This window comes from Janthinobacterium sp. 35 (assembly GCF_002754575.1).
Lineage (GTDB): Bacteria > Pseudomonadota > Gammaproteobacteria > Burkholderiales > Burkholderiaceae_D > Janthinobacterium > Janthinobacterium tructae.
The window spans coordinates 5,089,400-5,107,274 of the sequence record NZ_PEFN01000001.1 but is presented as its reverse complement, the minus strand read 5'-3'; the positions used below and the strand labels follow the sequence as shown (position 1 = coordinate 5,107,274).

Sequence of the window (17,875 nt, the reverse complement as noted above, 5' to 3'; positions counted from 1 at the left end):
CATGACTACGGATATCCAAGAACAAGCCGCCGCCCCCGATGAAAACAAGATCATCGCCGAGCGCCGCGTCAAGCTGGCCGCACTGCGCGAACAAGGCATCGCCTTCCCGAACGATTTCCGCCCCGAGCACAAGGCGGCCGATCTGCACGCGCAATACGGCAGCAAGACGCGCGAAGAGCTGGAAGCCGAACCTGTCACCGTGGTGCTGGCCGGCCGCATGATGCTCAAGCGCGAAGCGGGCAAGAAAGCCGCTTTCGCCACCCTGCAAGACGCTTCCGGCCCGAAAGCCGACGGCCGCATCCAGATCTACGCCACCCTGGACCTCACCGGCGAAGCGGCCATGGCTGCCCTGCACCACTATGACCTGGGCGATATCCTGGGCGTGACGGGCACGCTGTTCAAGACCAAGACGGACGAACTGACCATCAAGGTCACGCAACTGCGTTTGATCACCAAGTCGCTGCGCCCGCTGCCGGACAAATTCCACGGCCTGGCCGATCAGGAAACCAAGTACCGCCAGCGCTACGTCGACCTGATCATGAACGAAGAGACGCGCCGCACCTTCAAGGCGCGTACCGCCGCCATCTCGTCGATCCGCCGCTTCATGGAAAAGAACGAGTTCATGGAAGTGGAAACGCCGATGCTGCACACCATCCCGGGCGGCGCCGCGGCAAAACCGTTCATCACGCACCACAATGCGCTGGACATGCAAATGTTCCTGCGCATCGCGCCCGAGCTGTACCTGAAGCGCCTGGTCGTGGGCGGCTTTGACCGCGTGTTCGAGATCAACCGCAACTTCCGCAACGAAGGCGTGTCGATCCGTCACAATCCAGAATTCACGATGATGGAATTCTACGCGGCCTACACCGACTATAAATGGCTGATGGATTTCACGGAAGCCGTCATCCGCCAGGCCGCCATCGACGCGCACGGCACCGCCACCCTGACCTACGGCGGCCGCGAGCTGGACTTGGCCAAGCCGTTCCACCGCCTGACCATCGTCGAAGCGATCAACAAGTACGCGCCAGGCTACACGCCGGAGCAGTTGAACGATGCCGAATTCATCAAGGAAGAGCTGAAGAAATTCGGCGTCAAGCCGTTCGCCACGGCCGGCCTGGGCGCGCTGCAACTGGCGCTGTTCGAAGAGACGGCTGAAGCGCAGCTGTGGGAACCGACCTACATCATCGACTACCCTGTTGAAGTGTCGCCACTGGCGCGCGCTTCCGACACGGTAGCCGGCATCACCGAACGCTTCGAGCTGTTCATGGTGGGCCGCGAAATCGCCAACGGCTTCTCCGAGTTGAACGACGCAGAAGACCAGTCGGCCCGCTTCCTGGCGCAAGTCGCCGCCAAGGACGCAGGCGATGAAGAGGCGATGTTCTACGACGCCGACTACATCCGCGCGCTGGAATACGGCATGCCGCCAGCCGGCGGCTGTGGCATCGGCATCGACCGCCTGATGATGATCATCACGGATTCGCCGAACATCCGCGACGTCCTGCTGTTCCCGCACCTCCGCCGCGAAGAGTGATGAACACCTGAAAAATCTACTGCGCGTCGCGATTTGCGGCCTGCGATGCTCACTGCCTCGGCGGCCCCGTGCCCAGCACAGTTGCGCTTCTTAGCCGCAACTCCCATCCGCTCGCTACGATTTTTCAGGCGTTCGATGCTTCAAGGCAAAAAAAGCCGCCTGATTTTGCGATCAGGCGGCTTTTTCACTTGTGCGGCCAGCTATCAGCCGGCCAGGGTCACGCGCTGGTGGCTGCGGCTGGCCTGCTGCGCCGCCAATGCCGTGGCCAGCGCGCGCATGCCGTCGTCGCCCGTGGCGGCCGGCTGCCCTTCGCCGCGCATGGCGCGCTGGAAGGCGCGCACCGAACGCACGTACAGGTTTTCATGCTCGACGGGGATGTCGACGCTGCCGCCGTCGCGCGTCAGGCAGATGCTGCCAACGGGGCGCTGCGTCATGACGCCGGTGGCGAAGATGGTGCCCTTGCTGCCGATGATTTCCACGCCGGACAGCGAATGCGGCGCGTTGTATGCGTCGTGCACCTGCACCAGGGTGCCGTTGTCGAACTCGATGACGGCCATCAAACCCTCTTCCAGCCCGGCCACCGTCATGCCGCCGCTGGTGGCGCAGGCGGTGACGTGGCGCGGTTCCGCATCGAGCAGGAAGCGCAGGGTGTCGACATCGTGCACGAACATGTCGAGCGTGACGCCGCCCGACTCCGGCGCATCCAGGCGCCAGCCGCGCAGGTGCTGCGGCAGGTTGTTCGCGTGCAGCACGCGGCAATACAGGGGCTGGCCGATCTCGCCCGCGCGTATCAGCTCGCGCACCTTGCCGTGCGTGGCGGCGTTGCGCAGGTGGTGGTTAATCCCCAGCACCACGCCCGCTTCGGCGCAGCCGTCGACCATGCTGCGGGCGTCCTCCAGGTTCAGCGCCAGCGGCTTCTCGCACAGCACGTGCTTGCCCGCGCGCGCCGCCTGCAAGGTCTGCGCCATGTGCAACTCGTTGGTGGTGCTGATGTACACGGCATCCGCGCCCGGATGGGCCAGCGCCGCATCGAGGTCGGTATAGCTGGCGGCTATGCCGAACTGCTCGGCAAAGGCGGCACCGCGCGCGGCGTCCCGGCTGACCACGGCCAGCACTTCCGCGTCGCCCTGCTGGCCGATCGCGTCGACCATCCATTCGCGCGCCACGGTGCTGGCGCCGACCAAAATCCATCCGATCTTCTTCATTCGATTCTCCCCTTAAAAAGTGTGGCGCAGGCCCACGTTCCAGGCCTGGTTGCCGCTGCCGTTGTCGGTGGCGTTGCCCACCAGGTAGGCGGCGCCGTTGCGGTTGTCGATATGCACGTAGGCCGCATACAAGGTGCTGCGTTTTGACAGCGCATAGGTGTAGCCGATGCCGATCTGCGCAGCGTCGCCGTTGGCGGCGCGCCGGTCGTCGCGCCGCACGTACGAGAACAAGACGCGGTGCGGGCCCACCGGCACGGTGGCGCCCAGCATCAGGTCCGCGCTGTCGACCGTGGTGGCGGCGCCCGCCGTGCTCTTGCTGACGGCGACGGCGCCATGCGCCTTGACCACGCCGAAGTCCCAGGTGGCGCCCAGCACCGTGTTGCGCGCCGTCCCCGCCACCAGCGCGCTTGACAGGGTGTTGGCGTCCTGGTGCGCCATGCGCACATACAGCGGCCCGCTGGCATAGGTGGCCGCCGCGCCCATGTAGCGCTTGGCCGCCGCGTCGCCGGGCACTTCGCCGAAGCCGTATGCCAGTTCGCCGGAAAGGCCGCCGCGCACGGGCGAGCTGTAGGTGATGCTATTGTCGACCCGGCTGATGTAGCCGGCCGTGAAGACATTGCTCATCCTGCCCGCAAAACCCAGGTAAAACGGGTCCAGCGCACCCAGGCTGCTGTCGATAAACGTGTACTGGCGGCCCAGGCGCAAGGTGCCCGCCGCGCCGGCGAGGCCGACGAAAGCCTGGCGCCCGAACAGCAGGCCGCCCTGGGCCGAAGCGCCCGTGTCGGCCAGGATGCCCGCATCCATCGTAAAGATCGCCGTCATGCCGCCGCCCAAGTCTTCGCTACCCTTGAAACCGAGCCGCGAGCCGTTGGCGATGCCGCTCGTCACCTTGAGCACCCTGCCCCCAAGGCCACCGTTCTCGGACACCACGCCCATGTCCATGATGCCGTACATGGCCACGTTCGACTGCGCCGAGCACAGGCCGCTGCAGGCGCCGGCGCCGATGATGATTGCTCTTGCTACCTTGTTCTTCATCTCTGTTCCTGTCTGTTGATACTGTTCTTAGCTGACCAGGTGGCGCGGACGCTCGCCGCGCAGGCTGGCCAGCAGGTTGTCCACCGCTTGCTGCGCCATGGCGTAGCGCGTTTCGTGCGTGGCCGAGCCGATGTGCGGCAACGCCACTACATTGGCCATGCGCGGCAGCGGATTGTCCGGCGCCAGCGGTTCGCGCTCGAACACGTCGAGACCGGCGCCGTGGATGGTGCCCTGCTGCAGGGCCTCGATCAGCGCCGCCTCGTCGACGATGCGCCCGCGCGAACCGTTGATGAAGATGGCGCCGGGGCGCATCAGCGCGAACTCTCGCCGCCCTATCATGCGTTCCGTCTGCGCCGTCAGCGGCAGCACCACGCAGACGAAATCCGACTTGGCCAGCAAGTGATCGAGCGCCACCTGGCGCGCGCCCAGCGCCGCTTCCACCTCGGGCACCGCTTCGCCATTCACGTACAGCACCTGCATGCCGAAGCCCAGCGCGGCGCGGCGGGCGACGGCGCGGCCGATGCGGCCCATGCCCAGCATGCCGATGGTTTTGCCGTGCACGTTGACGCCGTACTGGCTTTCGCCCACGCTGCGCGTCCAGCGCCCCGCCTTGACGAATTCGGCCAGTTCGACGACCCTCCGCGCGCTGGCCAGGATCAGCGCGAAGATCGTGTCGGCCGTCGTTTCCGTCAGCACGTCGGGTGTATTGGCCAGCAGGATGCCCCGTTCGCGCAGGTAATCGACGTCGAACTGGTCGACGCCCACCGATATGGTGGAAATGATGCGCAGGTCAACGGCCGGGTCCAGCAATTCGCGGTCCAGGCGCACGCTGGCGCCCAGCAAGCCGTGCGCGCCGCGGATGGCGTCGGCGAACGCGGCGCGGTTGCCCGCATCGATAGACTCGAAGTACGTCACCTCGCATTCGGCGCGCAGGCGCGCCAGCAGCGGCTCGGCCAGTTTTTTATAGACAACCACATGTTTTTTCACGAGTTTTTCCTCTGTTCGATTCAAGATTGGACCAGCGCGTCGAGCTGGGCGCGGGTCGGCAAGCCTTCCATGTCGCCGGCCACCTGGATGGCGAAGGCGCCGACCCGGTTGGCGCGCCCTACCGCCTGCGCCAGCGGCAAGCCTTCCAGCAAGGCGCTGACCAGGCCGGCCGCAAAGCCGTCGCCGGCACCCACCGTGTCGACCACATTGGCCACGCGCTCGCCCGGCACCACGCCGCTGTCGCCCTCGGCCGTGCGGTAATACGCGCCGTCGGCGCCCAGCTTGATGACCACCAGGCGCGCGCCCTGTTGCAAATAATGGCCGGCGATGTCGTGCGGCAGCTCGTGGCCGGTGAGGATTTTTCCTTCGCCCAGGCCGGGCAGCACCCAGTCCGCCTTGGCGGCGAGCCGGTTGATCTGCTCGACCATGACGGCTTGCGAGGGCCACAGCGTGGGCCGCAGGTTCGGGTCGAACGACACCGTGCGGCCATGCTCGCGCATGAAGTCGAGCGCCTGGCCGGCGAACGCCAGGCTGGTCTCGGACAGCGCCGCCGCCACGCCCGTGGCGTGCAGATGGCGCGCGGACAGGAAATAGGCAGGGTCGAAGTGCTCGGGCGCCAGGCGGCTGGCGGCGGAACCCTTGCGGAAGTATTCGACCAGCGGGTCGGCGCCATGTTCAGCCCGGGCCTTGAGCTGAAAGGCGCTGGTCTGGCCGGCGACGGTGACGACCCGGCTGCAATCGACACCCTCGGCCTGCACGCTGGCGCGGATGAAGCGGCCGAACGAGTCGTCGCCCACCCGGCTCAGCCAGCCGACTTTCAAACCCAGGCGCGCCAGGCCGATGGCGACATTCGTCTCGGCGCCGGCCAGGCGGCGCGTAAAGTGCGCCACGGCCGCCAGGTCCCCCGTTTCCTCGGCAACGAACATCGCCATCGCTTCGCCGTAGGTGACGACGTCGAGCGCATGCGCCCCTTGAATTTCCTTTTGGCGCAGTTCTTGTTCCCTCATGCGGCCTCCAGCATCTGAATGTAGCGGCCCGTTTCGGCCACCAGGTCAGCGCCTTCGAGCGGAAATTCGATGGCCCGCTGCACGCCCGGCGCGAAGTGCGCGAAGACGGCGCGCCAGGCGGGATCGGCATCGGAGACGGCGCAGGCGGAGAGCCGCCCCGCGTCCTCCAGGACGGCCTTGCAGTGCACATAGCGCACATACGGCGCCAGCAGGCGCGCCGCCTGCTGCGCATCCTCGCCCACCCAGCGCCAGTTGCCGATGTCGAAGGTCAGCCCCACGGGCAGCCCGATGTCGCGCGCCGCCGCCAGGAAGCGTGCCATGGCCGCCAGCGCGCCGCCATGGGCCGTCTGGTCGTTTTCCACCAGCAGCGCCACGGGCGCCGCCGCCAGCCGGGCCTTCAAGGCCGGCAAGTCCGGTGCGGCCGGGTAGTGGCCCAGCGACACCTTCAGGTAGCGCGCGCCGAGCCTCGCCGCCTCGTCCAGCATCTGCTGCAGCAGCGCGTGCTGCAGCAAGCCGTCCGCGTCCCACAATTCGATGGGCGTGGAATACACGGAGTACAGGCCGCGCGCGGCCACCGCCGCGCCCATGCGCTCCAGATCGGGCAAGTCGGACGTAAACAGCTCGCGGCGGATCTCGATGCCGGCGCCGCCCGCATCGGCCACCACGTCGATGAAATGGCTTTGCCCCAGTTGCCTGACCCTGCTTGCGCCGTAGGCCGACGCCGCCACCAGGACGGGGCTCATTTGATCGCTCCCGCGCCGACGAACTGGCGCGCTTCCGGCGTTTGCGGGTTGCTGAAAAAGGCTTCCGACGGTCCGCTTTCCCACACCAATCCCTGGTGCATGAAGACGGTGACGTCGGCCATGCGCCGCGCGAACTCCATCTCGTGCGTCACCAGCAGCATCGTCATGCCCGCCTGCGCCAGCTCTTCCATTACCTTCAGCACTTCCTGCGTCAGTTCCGGGTCGAGCGCCGACGTGACTTCGTCGAACAGCATCACCTGCGGCTCCATCGCCAGCGAACGGGCGATCGCCACACGCTGCTGCTGGCCGCCCGACAGCTGCTCGGGATAGGCGTCGCGCTTGTGATCGAGGCCCACCTGCTTGAGCACGCGCAGCGCCGTGGCGCGGCCCTGCGCGTCAGGCACCTTCTTGACGATGCGCGGCGCCAGCATGACGTTTTCTTCCACCGTCAGGTGGGGAAACAGGTTGTAGCTCTGGAAGACCATGCCGACATCCTTGCGCAAGTCGAGCAGATGCTCCTGGCGCGCCGTCAGCGTATGGCCGGCCACGACGATGCTGCCGCTGTCGATGGTTTCCAGGCCGTTGATACAGCGCAGCATGGTGCTCTTGCCGGAACCGCTGCGGCCGATCACGGCGATGACCTGGCCCCGCTCGACGGCGAACGAGACGCCCTTGAGCACGTGATTGGTGCCGAAGCTCTTGCTGATATTGTCAATTTCAACGATGGGCATGGAATTTCCTTTCCAGTGAATGGCTGTAGCGCGACAGCGGGTAGCACAGCGCGAAGTAGATCAGGGCGACGATGGGGAAGACGATGAACGGCAGGAAGGTCGCATTGCTGACCAGTTGCCCTGCGCGCGTCAGTTCCACCACGCCGATAATCGAGGTGATCGAGGTGTTCTTGATGATCTGCACCATGAAGCCCACCGTCGGCGGCAGCGAATGGCGCAGCGCCTGCGGCAGGATGACGTAGCGCAGCTGCTGGTAGCGGTTCAGCGCCAGCGCGGCCGACGCTTCCCACTGCTGCCGCTGCACGCCTTCGATGCAGCCGCGCCAGATCTCGCCCAGGTAGGCGCTGGAGAAAATCGTCATCGCCGCGCCGGCCGCGATGATTGGCGACAGCTTGTAGCCGAACAGGGCCAGGCCGTAATAGGTCAGGAACAGCACGATCAGCACGGGCGTGCCCTGGACCAGCTGGATGTACAGGGCGCTGATGCAACGCAGGAACGGGCTGCGCGCCGTGCGCAGCAGCGCCACCGCGAAGCCGGCGATGCCGCCCGTGATGAAGACGATCAGCGACAGGCCGATGGTCCAGCGTGTGGCCTCGAGCAGAAATTGCAGGTTATCCCAGGAAAAGTCACTGATCATGTCATGCTCCCATGCGCACCGCGCCCAGACGGCGGCGGCGTTTGAAGACGATCTGGCCCAGCACCCAGAAGCTGAAGCGGAACAGCAGGGCCAGCAGGATGTACAGCACCATCACGACGATGTAGATCTCGAAGCTGCGGAAGGTTTCCGAGTCGAGCAGGTGAGCGGCGGCGGTCAGCTCTTCGGCGGAAATGGCCGACACCACGCTCGAGGCGAGCATCATCAAGGTGAACTGGCTGGCCAGCGCCGGATACACTTTTTCCAGCGCCGGCAGCAACACCACGTGGCGCATCACTTGCCAGCGCGTCATGCCCAGGGCTTGGGCCGCCTCCAGCTGCGAGGGATGCACGGCGCCGATGCCGGCCCGCACGATCTCGGCAGCATATGCACCGAGGTTGACCGTCATGGCGACGAGCGCGGCGCCGTTCGCGTCGAGCTGCAGGCCCAGCGACGGCAAGCCAAAGTAGATGATGAACAGCTGCACCAGGAACGGCGTGCTGCGGATCACCTCGACGTACGCGCGCACCGCCACGCGGGCATAGGCGGGACCATTCTTCAGGATGACGGCGGCGCACACGCCCACCGCCAGTCCCAGCACCATCGCCAGGGCGCTCAGGCGTATCGTCAGTGCCGCGCCCCACAGCAGGCGGTCCAGCGATTGCATGACGAGTTCGAAATGAAATTCATACGGCATACTCAACTCCTTGTCTGCGTGCGCATCCCCGGCGACGCCACCACGGTGGCGCGCCGTACGGAGCAACACTTTTCCTGTGCGGCTGGCGGTATCAGAAAGTCGGCAGCGCTGGCAGCGGCGCACCGCTCCACTTGCGCGCGATGGCGTCGAGTTCGCCGTTCAGCTTGACGTAGTAGATGAAATTGTTGAGCCACTGGTGCAGCTCGAAGTCGCCGCGGCGCACCGCCATCGAGTTCGGTTGCAGCGAGTAGGAGAAGCGGACTTCGATCTTGCCGGCGCCGCGCGTCTTGATGATGTCGAGCGCCATCGTGCTGGGGATCGAGACGGCATCGACCTGCTTGCTGAGCAAGGCCTGGGTGACGGTGGCGTCATCCTCGAAACGCACAATGCTGGTGCCAGCCGGCGCCATGCGGCTCAGCGCCGTATCATTCGTGGTACCGCGCGTCACGCCCACCTTCTTGCCTTTCAAATCGGCCAGCGCCTTGAATTTGCCGCCGACCGGCGCGACGATGGCCAGTTCGAACGCGCTGTAAGGCATGGTGAACATCAGGGTCTTGGCCCGTTCCGGCGTGGGCGCCAGGGTCGCCACGAGGAAGTCGACCTTGCCCGATTCCAGCGACGGCACGCGCGACGGCGCCGTCAGGGGCACGACTTCCACGGGCAGGTTCAGGTATTTTCCGATCAGGTTGGCGACGTCGACGTCATAACCGACGGGCGCGCCCTTGGCGTCGATGCTGCCAAACGGCGGCGTGCCGCTAACCACGCCGATGGTCAGCTTGCCCTTCTTGATCAAGTCGCCAAGCGTCTGGGCGCCGGCGTCGGCGGCCGCGCCCAGGGCGCATGTTGCTGCCAGTGCGCAGGCCACGATTTTTGCGTAAAACAGTGTCGTCATCTTCATGCTTCAGTCTCCTGTGATCCCGGTACCGGCCTCGTCGAGGCGCTTCCGGGAATATTGTCAAATGGACGATTTATTTCGTCTCTTGCCGTTTTCCACCTTTACTACGCTTGACTATCCACGCCCCTTTCCAGTGTGAATACAATCTATGAAACCGGTTCCATAACTTTTCCAAAAAAAAGGGCAGGGCCCTCTTCCGGTCAGTCTCCGCCCTGGGTGGAATTGCGCACGATCAGCTTGCCCGGCAACAGCACTTCGCGCGGCGGGCACTGCTCGCCCTGCAGGCGCGACAGCATGCACGTCATCGCCGAAAAGCCGATTTCATAGGTCTGCTGCTCGATCGTGCTCAGGCCCGCCAACGGCGACCACGGCAATTCGTCAAAGCCCAGCAAGCCCACGTCTTGCGGCATGCGCAATGCCAGGCGCTGCAGCATCAGCGCCAGTTCCAGCGCCACCATGCCATTCGAGGCCAGCAGCGCCACGCGGCGGCCGCGCCACTGCGCCAGGCAGTGACGCACTTGCGCGTCGATGGAAGGCCGGTCGTCCAGGTCCACCGCCAGCACTTCACCCACGCAGCCCGGATGCTCGGCCATCACTGATTTAAAACCCTCGGCGCGCATCAGGCGCGAGCTGACGCCCGTCAAGGGCGGCGCGACGAAGGCGATGGCGTCGAAACCCTGCTCGATCAAGTGTTGGGTTGCCAGGCGGCCCGCCTGCACATTGTCCAGGCCCACCAGGTCGAAATCGGCGCCCTCGATGCGGCGGTCGACCAGCACGATGGGCATGCCCGCCTGCTGCAAGTCGGACGATTCGATGTTGCGTCCCTGCGTGTTGACGATCAGCCCTTCCACGCTGTACGAGCGCAGCGCGGCCAGCGACTGGCGTTCGCGCTGTTCGTCATTGCCGGTGTTACATAAAATCAGGGTATAGCCATGCTGCTGGCAGGCCGCTTCCACGCCTTGCAGCACCGCCACCGTGTAGGGATTGAGCATGTCGGCCACCACCATGCCGATCAGGCGCGTGCGTCCGCGCTTCAGGCCGCGCGCCATCTGGTTCGGCTGGTAGCCGAGGCGCGCGATGGTGCTGGTGATCTGCTGGCGGATGTGCTCGGACAAAGCGTCCAGTTCACCGCCGAGAAAGCGCGACACGCTGGTCTTCGACACGCCCGCCTCGCGCGCCACCTGGGCGATGGTCACGGGCCGTGCCGGTTCGCCGGAGAGGGTTTTTTTATTGCCGCGTACTGAATCCAAGGTCTATCTCCACTACCTGTTGACTTGCATATTTTTATTTTGGAACCGGTTCCAAAGATAGCACCCACACATCGATGACGCAAGCGATTTGATTGCCTGTGGCGGCGAAGGAACACGATGGGGGCATCAATAGAAAAGCGCCGCCCTCCCCCGGCAAACGCAGGGAGCGGACGGTGCGATGGTGTCAAGACTATTTACTGGACCACGGTATAGCAAGGCACATACGCCGTGCCCGCCAGTTTCATGCGGTGCTGCGCCACGAAGGAGGCCAGCAGCGCATCCATGGGGCCGGCGATGGACTTGTCGCCGTGGATCTCGAAGTTGCCGTGTTCCTCGATCGAGCGGATGCCGTCGTCCTTGACGTTGCCCGCTACCACGCCGGAAAACGCGCGGCGCAGCTGGGCCGCCAGCAAGTGTGTAGGCTGGTTCTTGTGCAGGCTCAGGTTGCGCATGTTTTCATGCGTGGGCTGGAACGGCTTCTGGAACTCGTGGTCGATCTTCAGCAGCCAATTGAAGTAATACGCATCGCTGTGCGCCTTGCGGAATTCGCGCACCTGGCGTATGCCTTCGAGCATTTCGCGCGCCACCAGTTCCGGGTCATCGATGATGATCTTATAGCGCTGCTGCGCTTCCGGCCCCAGCGTGTCGCTGATGAACTGGTTGATCTGCACGAAATACTCGCGCGAGGTTTCCGGCCCCGTGAAAATCAACGGGAACGGGATGTCTGCATTGTCCGGGTGCAGCAGGATGCCGAGAATATATAAAATCTCTTCGGCCGTGCCGGCACCGCCGGGGAACACCACGATGCCGTGGCCCGCGCGCACGAACGCTTCCAGGCGCTTTTCGATGTCCGGCATGATGACCAGGTCATTGACGATGGGGTTCGGCGATTCGGCGGCGATGATGCCCGGCTCCGTGATGCCCAGGTAGCGGCCATTGTGCAAACGCTGCTTGGCGTGGCCGATGGTGGCGCCCTTCATGGGGCCTTTCATGGCGCCGGGGCCGCAGCCGGTGCAGATGTCGAGGCCGCGCAAGCCCAGCTGGTAGCCCACTTCCTTCGAATAATTGTATTCGGCGCGGTTGATCGAATGCCCGCCCCAGCAGACGACCAGGTTCGGGTTGAGCTGGGTTTGCAGCACATTCGCGTTGCGCAGGATGTGGAAGACGGCGTCCGTCACGCCTTCCGTGCTCTGCAAGTCGAATTTCGGGTTGCCCGTGACTTCATCGCTGACGAAGATGATGTCGCGCAGCACGGCAAACAGGTGCTCGTGGATGCCCTTGATCATCTTGCCATCGACAAAGGCGATGGCCGGCGCGCCCTTGATGTCGAGCTTGATGCCGCGCTCGCGCTGGATGATGGAGATTTCAAACGACTGGTAGCGCTCCAGCAGGGCGCGGCCATCGTCGATGGTACTGCCGCAATTCAAGACCGCCAGCGCGCAGCGGCGGAAAGTGTTGTACAGGCCGCCCTGGCTGGTGTCGAGCAGTTTGTTGACTTCAGTCTTGGAGAGCACGTCCAGGCGGCCTTCCGGTGAAACCAGAGTATCGATAACGTCGTGTTCCATAATGCGAAAAATTCCTTTAAAAATCGATGCTCGAAGGTCTTGCAACCTTAATATACGACAAGTCGGGCAAGTTGTGCTGTGCCGCCGCAAAATCGCCGGGGCAACCCTTGCCTGCAAACCGGTTTGATTAATATGAAACAGTCATTCTTGCTAATGCGAATGGAAACCTTCGCTCAGCGCAATTTGTAGATTAGAATGCCTGCCTATTGGAATTCCCGTGCGTGAGGTTCTTCATGAGAGTCCCCGCCGCCCGCAGGCTTCCATAAGTTCGTTGTATCGATTGACTATAATAATTTTTCAGGAGGAACCGCATGAGCGGTGCGACTACGCCCAACAAGGAAGCCGTTATTCCCGAGTTCAAGCAGATTATGGGCCATCCAAGCCCATTGTGGATGTTGTTCATGACTGAATTCTGGGAACGCTTCGCGTTCTACGGAGTTCGCTGGGCGCTGGTACTGTACATCGTGGCCCAGTTCCATGCTGGCGACGGTTCGGGACAGGCAGCGGCCAACCTGACTTACGGTTCCTTCCTCGCGCTGGTGTACGCCGGCGCCCTGTTCGGCGGCTACATCGCCGACCGGGTCATCGGTTACCAGCGCTCGATCCTGCTGGGTGCCGTCTTCATGGCAGCCGGCCTGTTCTGCATCTCGGTGCCGAACCAGGACATCTTCAACCTGGGCCTGGCCACGATGATCGTCGGTAACGGCATGTTCAAACCGAACATTTCGACCATGGTCGGCAAGCTGTACACGACAGCCGATCCGCGCCGCGACAGCGGTTTCACGATCTTCTACATGGGTATCAACATGGGCGCCATGGTCGCGCCCGTCTTCACCCAGTGGCTGGCCGAGTCGATCTTCGGCACCAGCGCCATGCCTTCGTACAAGATGGTCTTCATGGCGTCCGGTTTCGGCATGCTGATCAGCCTGGTATGGTTCTTCATCGGCCGCCGCGCCCTGAAGGGCATCGGCGCACCGGAAGCCGGCGCCGGCAACCCGATGCGCGTCGTCTGGGTCGCCCTGGGCTGCCTGTGCGTGATCCCGCTGATGTACTTCCTGCTGACGGTCGGCGCTGAAAAGCTGCAAATCGTCCTGACCGTGCTGTTCATCGGCCTGGCCTTCATGCTGATGATCGAAGGCATCCGCAACGGCAAAGTGGCGCGCGACCGCGTCATCGCCATGCTGCTGATCTTCGTCTTCAACATCCTGTTCTGGATGTTCTTCGAACAGGCTGGCAGCTCGTTTACCTTCCTGGCTGACAAGATCGTCAACCGCGACCTGGGCTTCTGGATCTTCCCGACCGCCTACTTCCAGACCGTCAACTCGGTTGCCATCATCGTCTTCGCGCCTCTGATCGCCGCCGTCTGGGTCTACCTGGCACGCCACAACGTCAATCCATCGATCCCGCGCAAATTCGGCCTGGGCTTGCTGGGTAATGCGCTGGCCTTCGGTTTGCTGATCTTCGCTCTGTCGAGCCTGGTTGGTGCAGATAACAAGATCCCGTTCTGGACCCTGACCACCGTCTACGTGCTGCAATCGATCGGCGAGCTGTGCCTGTCGCCTATCGGCCTGTCGATGGTGACCAAGCTGGCGCCAGTGCGTCTGGTTGGCCTGGGCATGGGCGGCTGGTTCCTGTCGACCGGTATCGGCAACAACCTGTCGGGCATCTTCGCCAGCCACGTCAGCGGCACGAGCGGCATGTCGGTGCAGTCGGCCCTGTCCGGCTACACCTTCGGCTTCTGGTCCCTGCTGGGCGCCGGCGTGATCCTGTTCCTGATCGCACCGCTGATCAACAAACTGATGCACGGCGTGAAGTAAGCGTTCTGCCCTGGATAAAGACGGCGGCCTGCGGGCCGCCGTTTTTCATTCCGGCGCCGGCTTTCCCCTTGCCGGGCGGTACAATACGGCCAGGGCCAGCGGCCATCGACCAACTTACACAAAGAATCCCATGTCCAGCATCTCCACCACCTCGCCCCTCTCCGACGACGAATACGCCGAACTCGACACCCTGCTGGCGGCGCCCGCCCTGGCCGGCGCCGCCATGGACGTGTCGATGCTGGAAGGCTTCCTCACGGCCGTCGCCCTGAGCCCGAAACAGATCACGCCGGAACAATGGCTGCCGTGGGTCTGGGACAAGGCGGCCGGCAGCGCCACGCCGGCACACGACGAAGCCAGCGAACGGGCGGCCAGCCTGGCGCAGCGCCATCACGCCTACATGGTCGAATGGCTGGCGAAGGATCCGGACAGCTTCGAGCCCATCTACGTCTGCGGCCCCGAATGGAGCGTGACCGCCTGGTGCGCCGGTTTTGTCCTTGGCACGAGTCTGGACAAGCCCCAATGGGCGGCACTGGCCGTCAGCCACCCGCAATACCTGGCGCCGTTCCAGCACCTGGCCGCTGCCAGCGAGCTCGATGACGATGCGGCCGAAACGGCCATGGATGGCGTGATTCCCGCCGTCATCGCCATCAACGCCGCCTGGGCACGCCAGCGCCACCTGAAAAGCCAGGCGCAAAGCCAGTCCGGCGCCACCGTCTTGCGCGAACTACCCAAAACGGGCCGCAACGACCCGTGCCACTGCGGCAGCGGCAAGAAGTACAAGAAATGCTGTGCCGACGCCGATAGCGCGGCGAACTAAGGCAGCACCTCCTTGCGCCAGTTGCTGACGGCCCTGCTGCGCTTCCTGCTGCACCACGCACTGCAGTTCGCGCTGTTCATCGTCATCCTGCTGGCCGGACGCCTGCTGCTGGCCGAATGGCGCGCCTACAGCGCCAGCAGCGAGGCCGTCGCCGCGCTCAGGCTGGCCGCCGACGGCGCCGATCAGCATGGCGCCGGTCTGGCCGCTGCCGCCACGGCGCGTGTCAACGCCCTGCAAAAAACCTCGCAAACGGCCATCGCCGCGCGCCTGGCGCAAGTGCAGGTGCAATTGACCGCCTTGCGCGCGCGGCAGCAACCATCGCTGTTCACCCTTCCCCTGCCCGACACGCACACGCTGGCCTTGCATGCGCAGCAGGAAGCGGCGCGCCGCGTGGAAATCGAAGTGCTGGCGCAGGAAGCCCGTTATCTGACCGCCCTGCAAGCGGCGGTCAAAGGCGAAGATGCGCGGCACACGCTGGCGCGCCTGCATGCGGAACACGTCAGCGCGTATGCCGCGCTGCAGCACAACCTGGCCCAGCGCCGGCAACTGGAAGCGCAGCACCAGGTCGCGGCGCACCTGCCTGGCAGCGACGCTTACGCGCAGCTGTCGCAGCTCGAAGCCGAGGGTCAGCGCCTGCGCGCGATCAACCTGCAAGCGTATCGCGCCTGGGCAGCGCAGCGCGCGCGCACCAACAATGCGGCCCGCCCCGCCCCATTCGCCATCGATGGCGCGGCACTGGCCGGCGCGCTGGCGCCCGTGCAGGCGGCCATCGCCACAAGTGAGGCGCAGCTGGCGCGCAACTGGATCGCCCGCTGGCGCGCGCCCGTGCTGGACGTGGTGCCCACGGCTGCCCTGCTGGTGCTGTCGGCCATCCTGCTACCCGTCGCCATCAAGGCCTTCTTTTACTTCGTGCTGGCGCCCCTGGCCGCGCGCTTGCCGCCGCTGTCGATCGCGCGCGAACTGCAAGCCGGCGATGCCAGCCTGCCCCTGCCGCCGCAGCGCGCATCGCGCATTTCCGCCGTCTCGCAGGCATTGCTGCTGCAGCCGGGCCAGCAGATGCTGATCCACCCCGCATACCTGCAGTCATCGCCCGTCAGCAGCACCAAGCGCACGCAGTGGCTGCTGGACTGGCGCTTCCCCTTCACGAGCCTGGCCGCAGGCATGGTGGCGCTGACGCGGCTGCACAGCGACGTGACTGCATCCGTGACGATTTCCGCCAGCGACGATCCGCTGCTGGAAATCGCCGTCGTCCACCTGCCGGCCGGCAGCGCATTGGTATTCCAGCCACGCGGCCTGGTCGGCCTGGTCTGCGACGCGAACCAGCCGCTGGCGATATCGAGCCACTGGCGCCTGGGCAGCCTGCATGCCTGGCTCACCCTGCAGCTGCGCTTCATCGTCTTTCGCGGCCCCGTCACGCTGATCGTGCGCGGCTGCCGCGGCGTGCGCCTGGAGCGGGCCGGCCAGGGCCGCGCCATCAGCCAGTCCGCCACCCTGGGTTTTAGCACCGACGTGCTGTACTCGACGATGCGCAGCGAAACCTTCCTGCCCTACCTGCGCGGCCAGCAGGCGCTGCTCAACGACCGCTTCGACGGCGACCACGGCGTCTACCTGTACGAAGAAACCCCGCGCCACGGCAAGCAGCCGGGCAAGGTGGGCAGCTGGTTCGAGGGGTTTAGCGACGCCATATTGAAAGTGTTCGGCATCTAGCCGGAGAAACCATGATGAACGACTTCCTGTTTGCCGATTTTCTCGAGGACCCGGCCACGTATGCGGCGGCAGAGGCCTGGTGGCAGGCACGCCTGTCCTTCCTCGATGGCCAATGCGCGCCGTATCTGCGCACCGCGTTTGCGAATGGCCAGCCGTTTTATGACGGCAATCCCATCGTCAACCTGGCCGACCGCAACGCCGGCAAGGCGGCGCGCATCGTGCAGCAATGCCCGCGTGAATTCAGCCACGACTACACGAGTTTCGAACAAGCCATCGAGCTGGCCGACGGCGATGGGTGCCGAGCGGCGCGGGAAAAAGTCATCGTGCTGAGCTTGACGCAGGCGGCGGCGCAGAGGGCCGAGGATGAACTGCGGGCCTGGTTCATGCCAGGCTAAGGGCAGCACCCTCCGGCACAAAATCGGGCTGCAGCAAGCCATACACATGCAGATCGACAAACGCACCATTCAATAACTCCGCCTCACGCAACACGCCTTCGTGCATAAACCCCAGCCGCCCGGCCAGCGCCATGCTGGCATGATTGCTTGCCGCGCACTGCAATTCGATGCGGTGCAACTGCAGCGCGCCAAACGCATGCGCCAGGACGGCGCGTACCGCAGCGCTGGCGATGCCCCTGCCCTGGAACTGACGGGCCAGGTAATAGCCGATTCTGGCATTGCGGTCCGCTGCGTCGATGTCTTTCAGGCGGATGCTGCCGCATAAAGCTGTGCCAGAAAAAACATGCCATTCCAGCACTTCACCGCTGGCGGCGCGCGCGGCAGCGACTTCCAGATAAACCCTGGCATCGTCGATGCACGCCAGTTGCATCACGGCGGGAAGAAAAGCGTGCAGGTGTTCACGGTTTTCCCCCACCAGGGTAGCGAGCGCTTCGGCGTGTTCAACCAAGGTTGGAACAATAGAGATATCAGGAAATGCTGAAAGAGTCAGATGCATATGTCCCTGGCGGGCCGGTAAAGTTAAACAAGAAACAAATAGTGGAGCCGCTACGCCGCAATCGAATGCGACACCGTCAGCCACTCGCCCGGCTGCAGCTTCGCCGCCGCCTCGCGGGTGGCCAGCACGCTGTCCGGGTCCAGGTCGGACCGGTTCAGCTTGTAGGAATAGGCAAAATCGTCGGCATCGAATGCCTGCCCCGCCTTGACGTAATACTTGAAGCCGACAAAGGAGTCGGGATTGGTGACGACTGTGTATTCAAGCGTGACGCTGTTCATGGCGGGCCTCGTCGACGTTAGTAGA

The 17,875-nt window shown here is 64.5% G+C and carries 18 protein-coding genes; 5 read left to right on the top strand and 13 right to left on the bottom strand.

The genetic code is table 11. From position 1 onward, the window contains the following. Nucleotide 1 precedes the first annotated feature (1 nt). A complete protein-coding gene (gene lysS / locus CLU93_RS22810) occupies nucleotides 2-1,531 on the top strand; it encodes a lysine--tRNA ligase (protein WP_099763438.1) in 1,530 nt (509 codons plus the stop codon). A gap of 203 nt (nucleotides 1,532-1,734) precedes the next feature. Here lysS and CLU93_RS22805 read toward each other — a convergent pair whose 3' ends face one another. From CLU93_RS22805 to ppnN, 11 genes are all read right to left on the bottom strand, one after another. Next, nucleotides 1,735-2,736: a Gfo/Idh/MocA family protein gene (locus CLU93_RS22805; protein ID WP_099763437.1), complete on the bottom strand. Its 1,002-nt coding sequence runs from the start codon at nucleotides 2,734-2,736 to the stop codon at nucleotides 1,735-1,737. Nucleotides 2,737-2,748: 12 nt separating this feature from the next. After that, entirely contained in the window at nucleotides 2,749-3,771 is a 1,023-nt protein-coding gene (locus tag CLU93_RS22800; RefSeq protein WP_099763436.1) for a porin, read from the bottom strand. A gap of 27 nt (nucleotides 3,772-3,798) precedes the next feature. Then, a complete protein-coding gene (locus CLU93_RS22795) occupies nucleotides 3,799-4,758 on the bottom strand; it encodes a 2-hydroxyacid dehydrogenase (RefSeq protein WP_099763435.1) in 960 nt (319 codons plus the stop codon). A gap of 20 nt (nucleotides 4,759-4,778) precedes the next feature. Continuing rightward, nucleotides 4,779-5,765, bottom strand: a complete 987-nt coding sequence (locus CLU93_RS22790) for a sugar kinase (RefSeq protein ID WP_099763434.1) — start codon at nucleotides 5,763-5,765, stop codon at nucleotides 4,779-4,781. Next, nucleotides 5,762-6,508 (bottom strand): sugar phosphate isomerase/epimerase family protein, encoded by a 747-nt coding sequence (locus CLU93_RS22785; protein ID WP_099763433.1) that lies wholly within the window; start codon nucleotides 6,506-6,508, stop codon nucleotides 5,762-5,764. Before CLU93_RS22785 ends, CLU93_RS22790 begins: the two co-directional genes overlap by 4 nt. Beyond that, nucleotides 6,505-7,239, bottom strand: coding sequence for an amino acid ABC transporter ATP-binding protein (locus tag CLU93_RS22780; protein ID WP_099763432.1), 735 nt, complete (start codon nucleotides 7,237-7,239; stop codon nucleotides 6,505-6,507). The genes CLU93_RS22785 and CLU93_RS22780 overlap by 4 nt, the downstream gene beginning before the upstream one ends. Then, nucleotides 7,226-7,876 (bottom strand): amino acid ABC transporter permease, encoded by a 651-nt coding sequence (locus CLU93_RS22775; protein WP_099763431.1) that lies wholly within the window; start codon nucleotides 7,874-7,876, stop codon nucleotides 7,226-7,228. The genes CLU93_RS22780 and CLU93_RS22775 overlap by 14 nt, the downstream gene beginning before the upstream one ends. Before the next feature lies 1 nt (nucleotide 7,877). After that, nucleotides 7,878-8,570: an amino acid ABC transporter permease gene (locus CLU93_RS22770; RefSeq protein ID WP_099763430.1), complete on the bottom strand. Its 693-nt coding sequence runs from the start codon at nucleotides 8,568-8,570 to the stop codon at nucleotides 7,878-7,880. 91 nt (nucleotides 8,571-8,661) lie between these two features. Further along, nucleotides 8,662-9,468 (bottom strand): transporter substrate-binding domain-containing protein, encoded by an 807-nt coding sequence (locus CLU93_RS22765; protein ID WP_099763429.1) that lies wholly within the window; start codon nucleotides 9,466-9,468, stop codon nucleotides 8,662-8,664. 197 nt (nucleotides 9,469-9,665) lie between these two features. Beyond that, nucleotides 9,666-10,715 carry a LacI family DNA-binding transcriptional regulator gene (locus CLU93_RS22760; protein ID WP_099763428.1) on the bottom strand — a complete coding sequence of 350 codons (1,050 nt, stop codon included), beginning with the start codon at nucleotides 10,713-10,715 and terminating at the stop codon, nucleotides 9,666-9,668. 194 nt (nucleotides 10,716-10,909) lie between these two features. Then, nucleotides 10,910-12,280 carry a nucleotide 5'-monophosphate nucleosidase PpnN gene (gene ppnN / locus CLU93_RS22755; protein ID WP_096235827.1) on the bottom strand — a complete coding sequence of 457 codons (1,371 nt, stop codon included), beginning with the start codon at nucleotides 12,278-12,280 and terminating at the stop codon, nucleotides 10,910-10,912. 311 nt (nucleotides 12,281-12,591) lie between these two features. Here ppnN and CLU93_RS22750 point away from each other — a divergent pair, with 311 nt between their 5' ends. The 4 genes from CLU93_RS22750 (at nucleotide 12,592) to CLU93_RS22735 (ending at nucleotide 17,016) form a co-directional block, all read left to right on the top strand. Beyond that, nucleotides 12,592-14,097, top strand: coding sequence for a peptide MFS transporter (locus CLU93_RS22750; RefSeq protein ID WP_099763427.1), 1,506 nt, complete (start codon nucleotides 12,592-12,594; stop codon nucleotides 14,095-14,097). Between the two features lie 130 nt (nucleotides 14,098-14,227). After that, complete coding sequence (locus CLU93_RS22745) at nucleotides 14,228-14,914, top strand: UPF0149 family protein (protein WP_099763426.1); 687 nt, start codon at nucleotides 14,228-14,230, stop codon at nucleotides 14,912-14,914. Nucleotides 14,915-14,926: 12 nt separating this feature from the next. Further along, nucleotides 14,927-16,621, top strand: a complete 1,695-nt coding sequence (locus CLU93_RS22740) for a hypothetical protein (RefSeq protein ID WP_099763425.1) — start codon at nucleotides 14,927-14,929, stop codon at nucleotides 16,619-16,621. A gap of 11 nt (nucleotides 16,622-16,632) precedes the next feature. Then, a complete protein-coding gene (locus tag CLU93_RS22735) occupies nucleotides 16,633-17,016 on the top strand; it encodes a hypothetical protein (RefSeq protein WP_099763424.1) in 384 nt (127 codons plus the stop codon). Here the strand turns inward: CLU93_RS22735 and CLU93_RS22730 are convergent. After that, nucleotides 17,003-17,656, bottom strand: a complete 654-nt coding sequence (locus tag CLU93_RS22730; protein ID WP_143451789.1) for a GNAT family N-acetyltransferase — start codon at nucleotides 17,654-17,656, stop codon at nucleotides 17,003-17,005. The two genes, CLU93_RS22735 and CLU93_RS22730, sit on opposite strands and share 14 nt — an antisense overlap. Next, the gene (locus tag CLU93_RS22725) at nucleotides 17,623-17,850 is read right to left on the bottom strand and encodes a hypothetical protein (protein WP_096235832.1); all 228 of its coding nucleotides are present in this window, start codon (nucleotides 17,848-17,850) and stop codon (nucleotides 17,623-17,625) included. The genes CLU93_RS22730 and CLU93_RS22725 overlap by 34 nt, the downstream gene beginning before the upstream one ends. Nucleotides 17,851-17,875 lie beyond the last annotated feature (25 nt).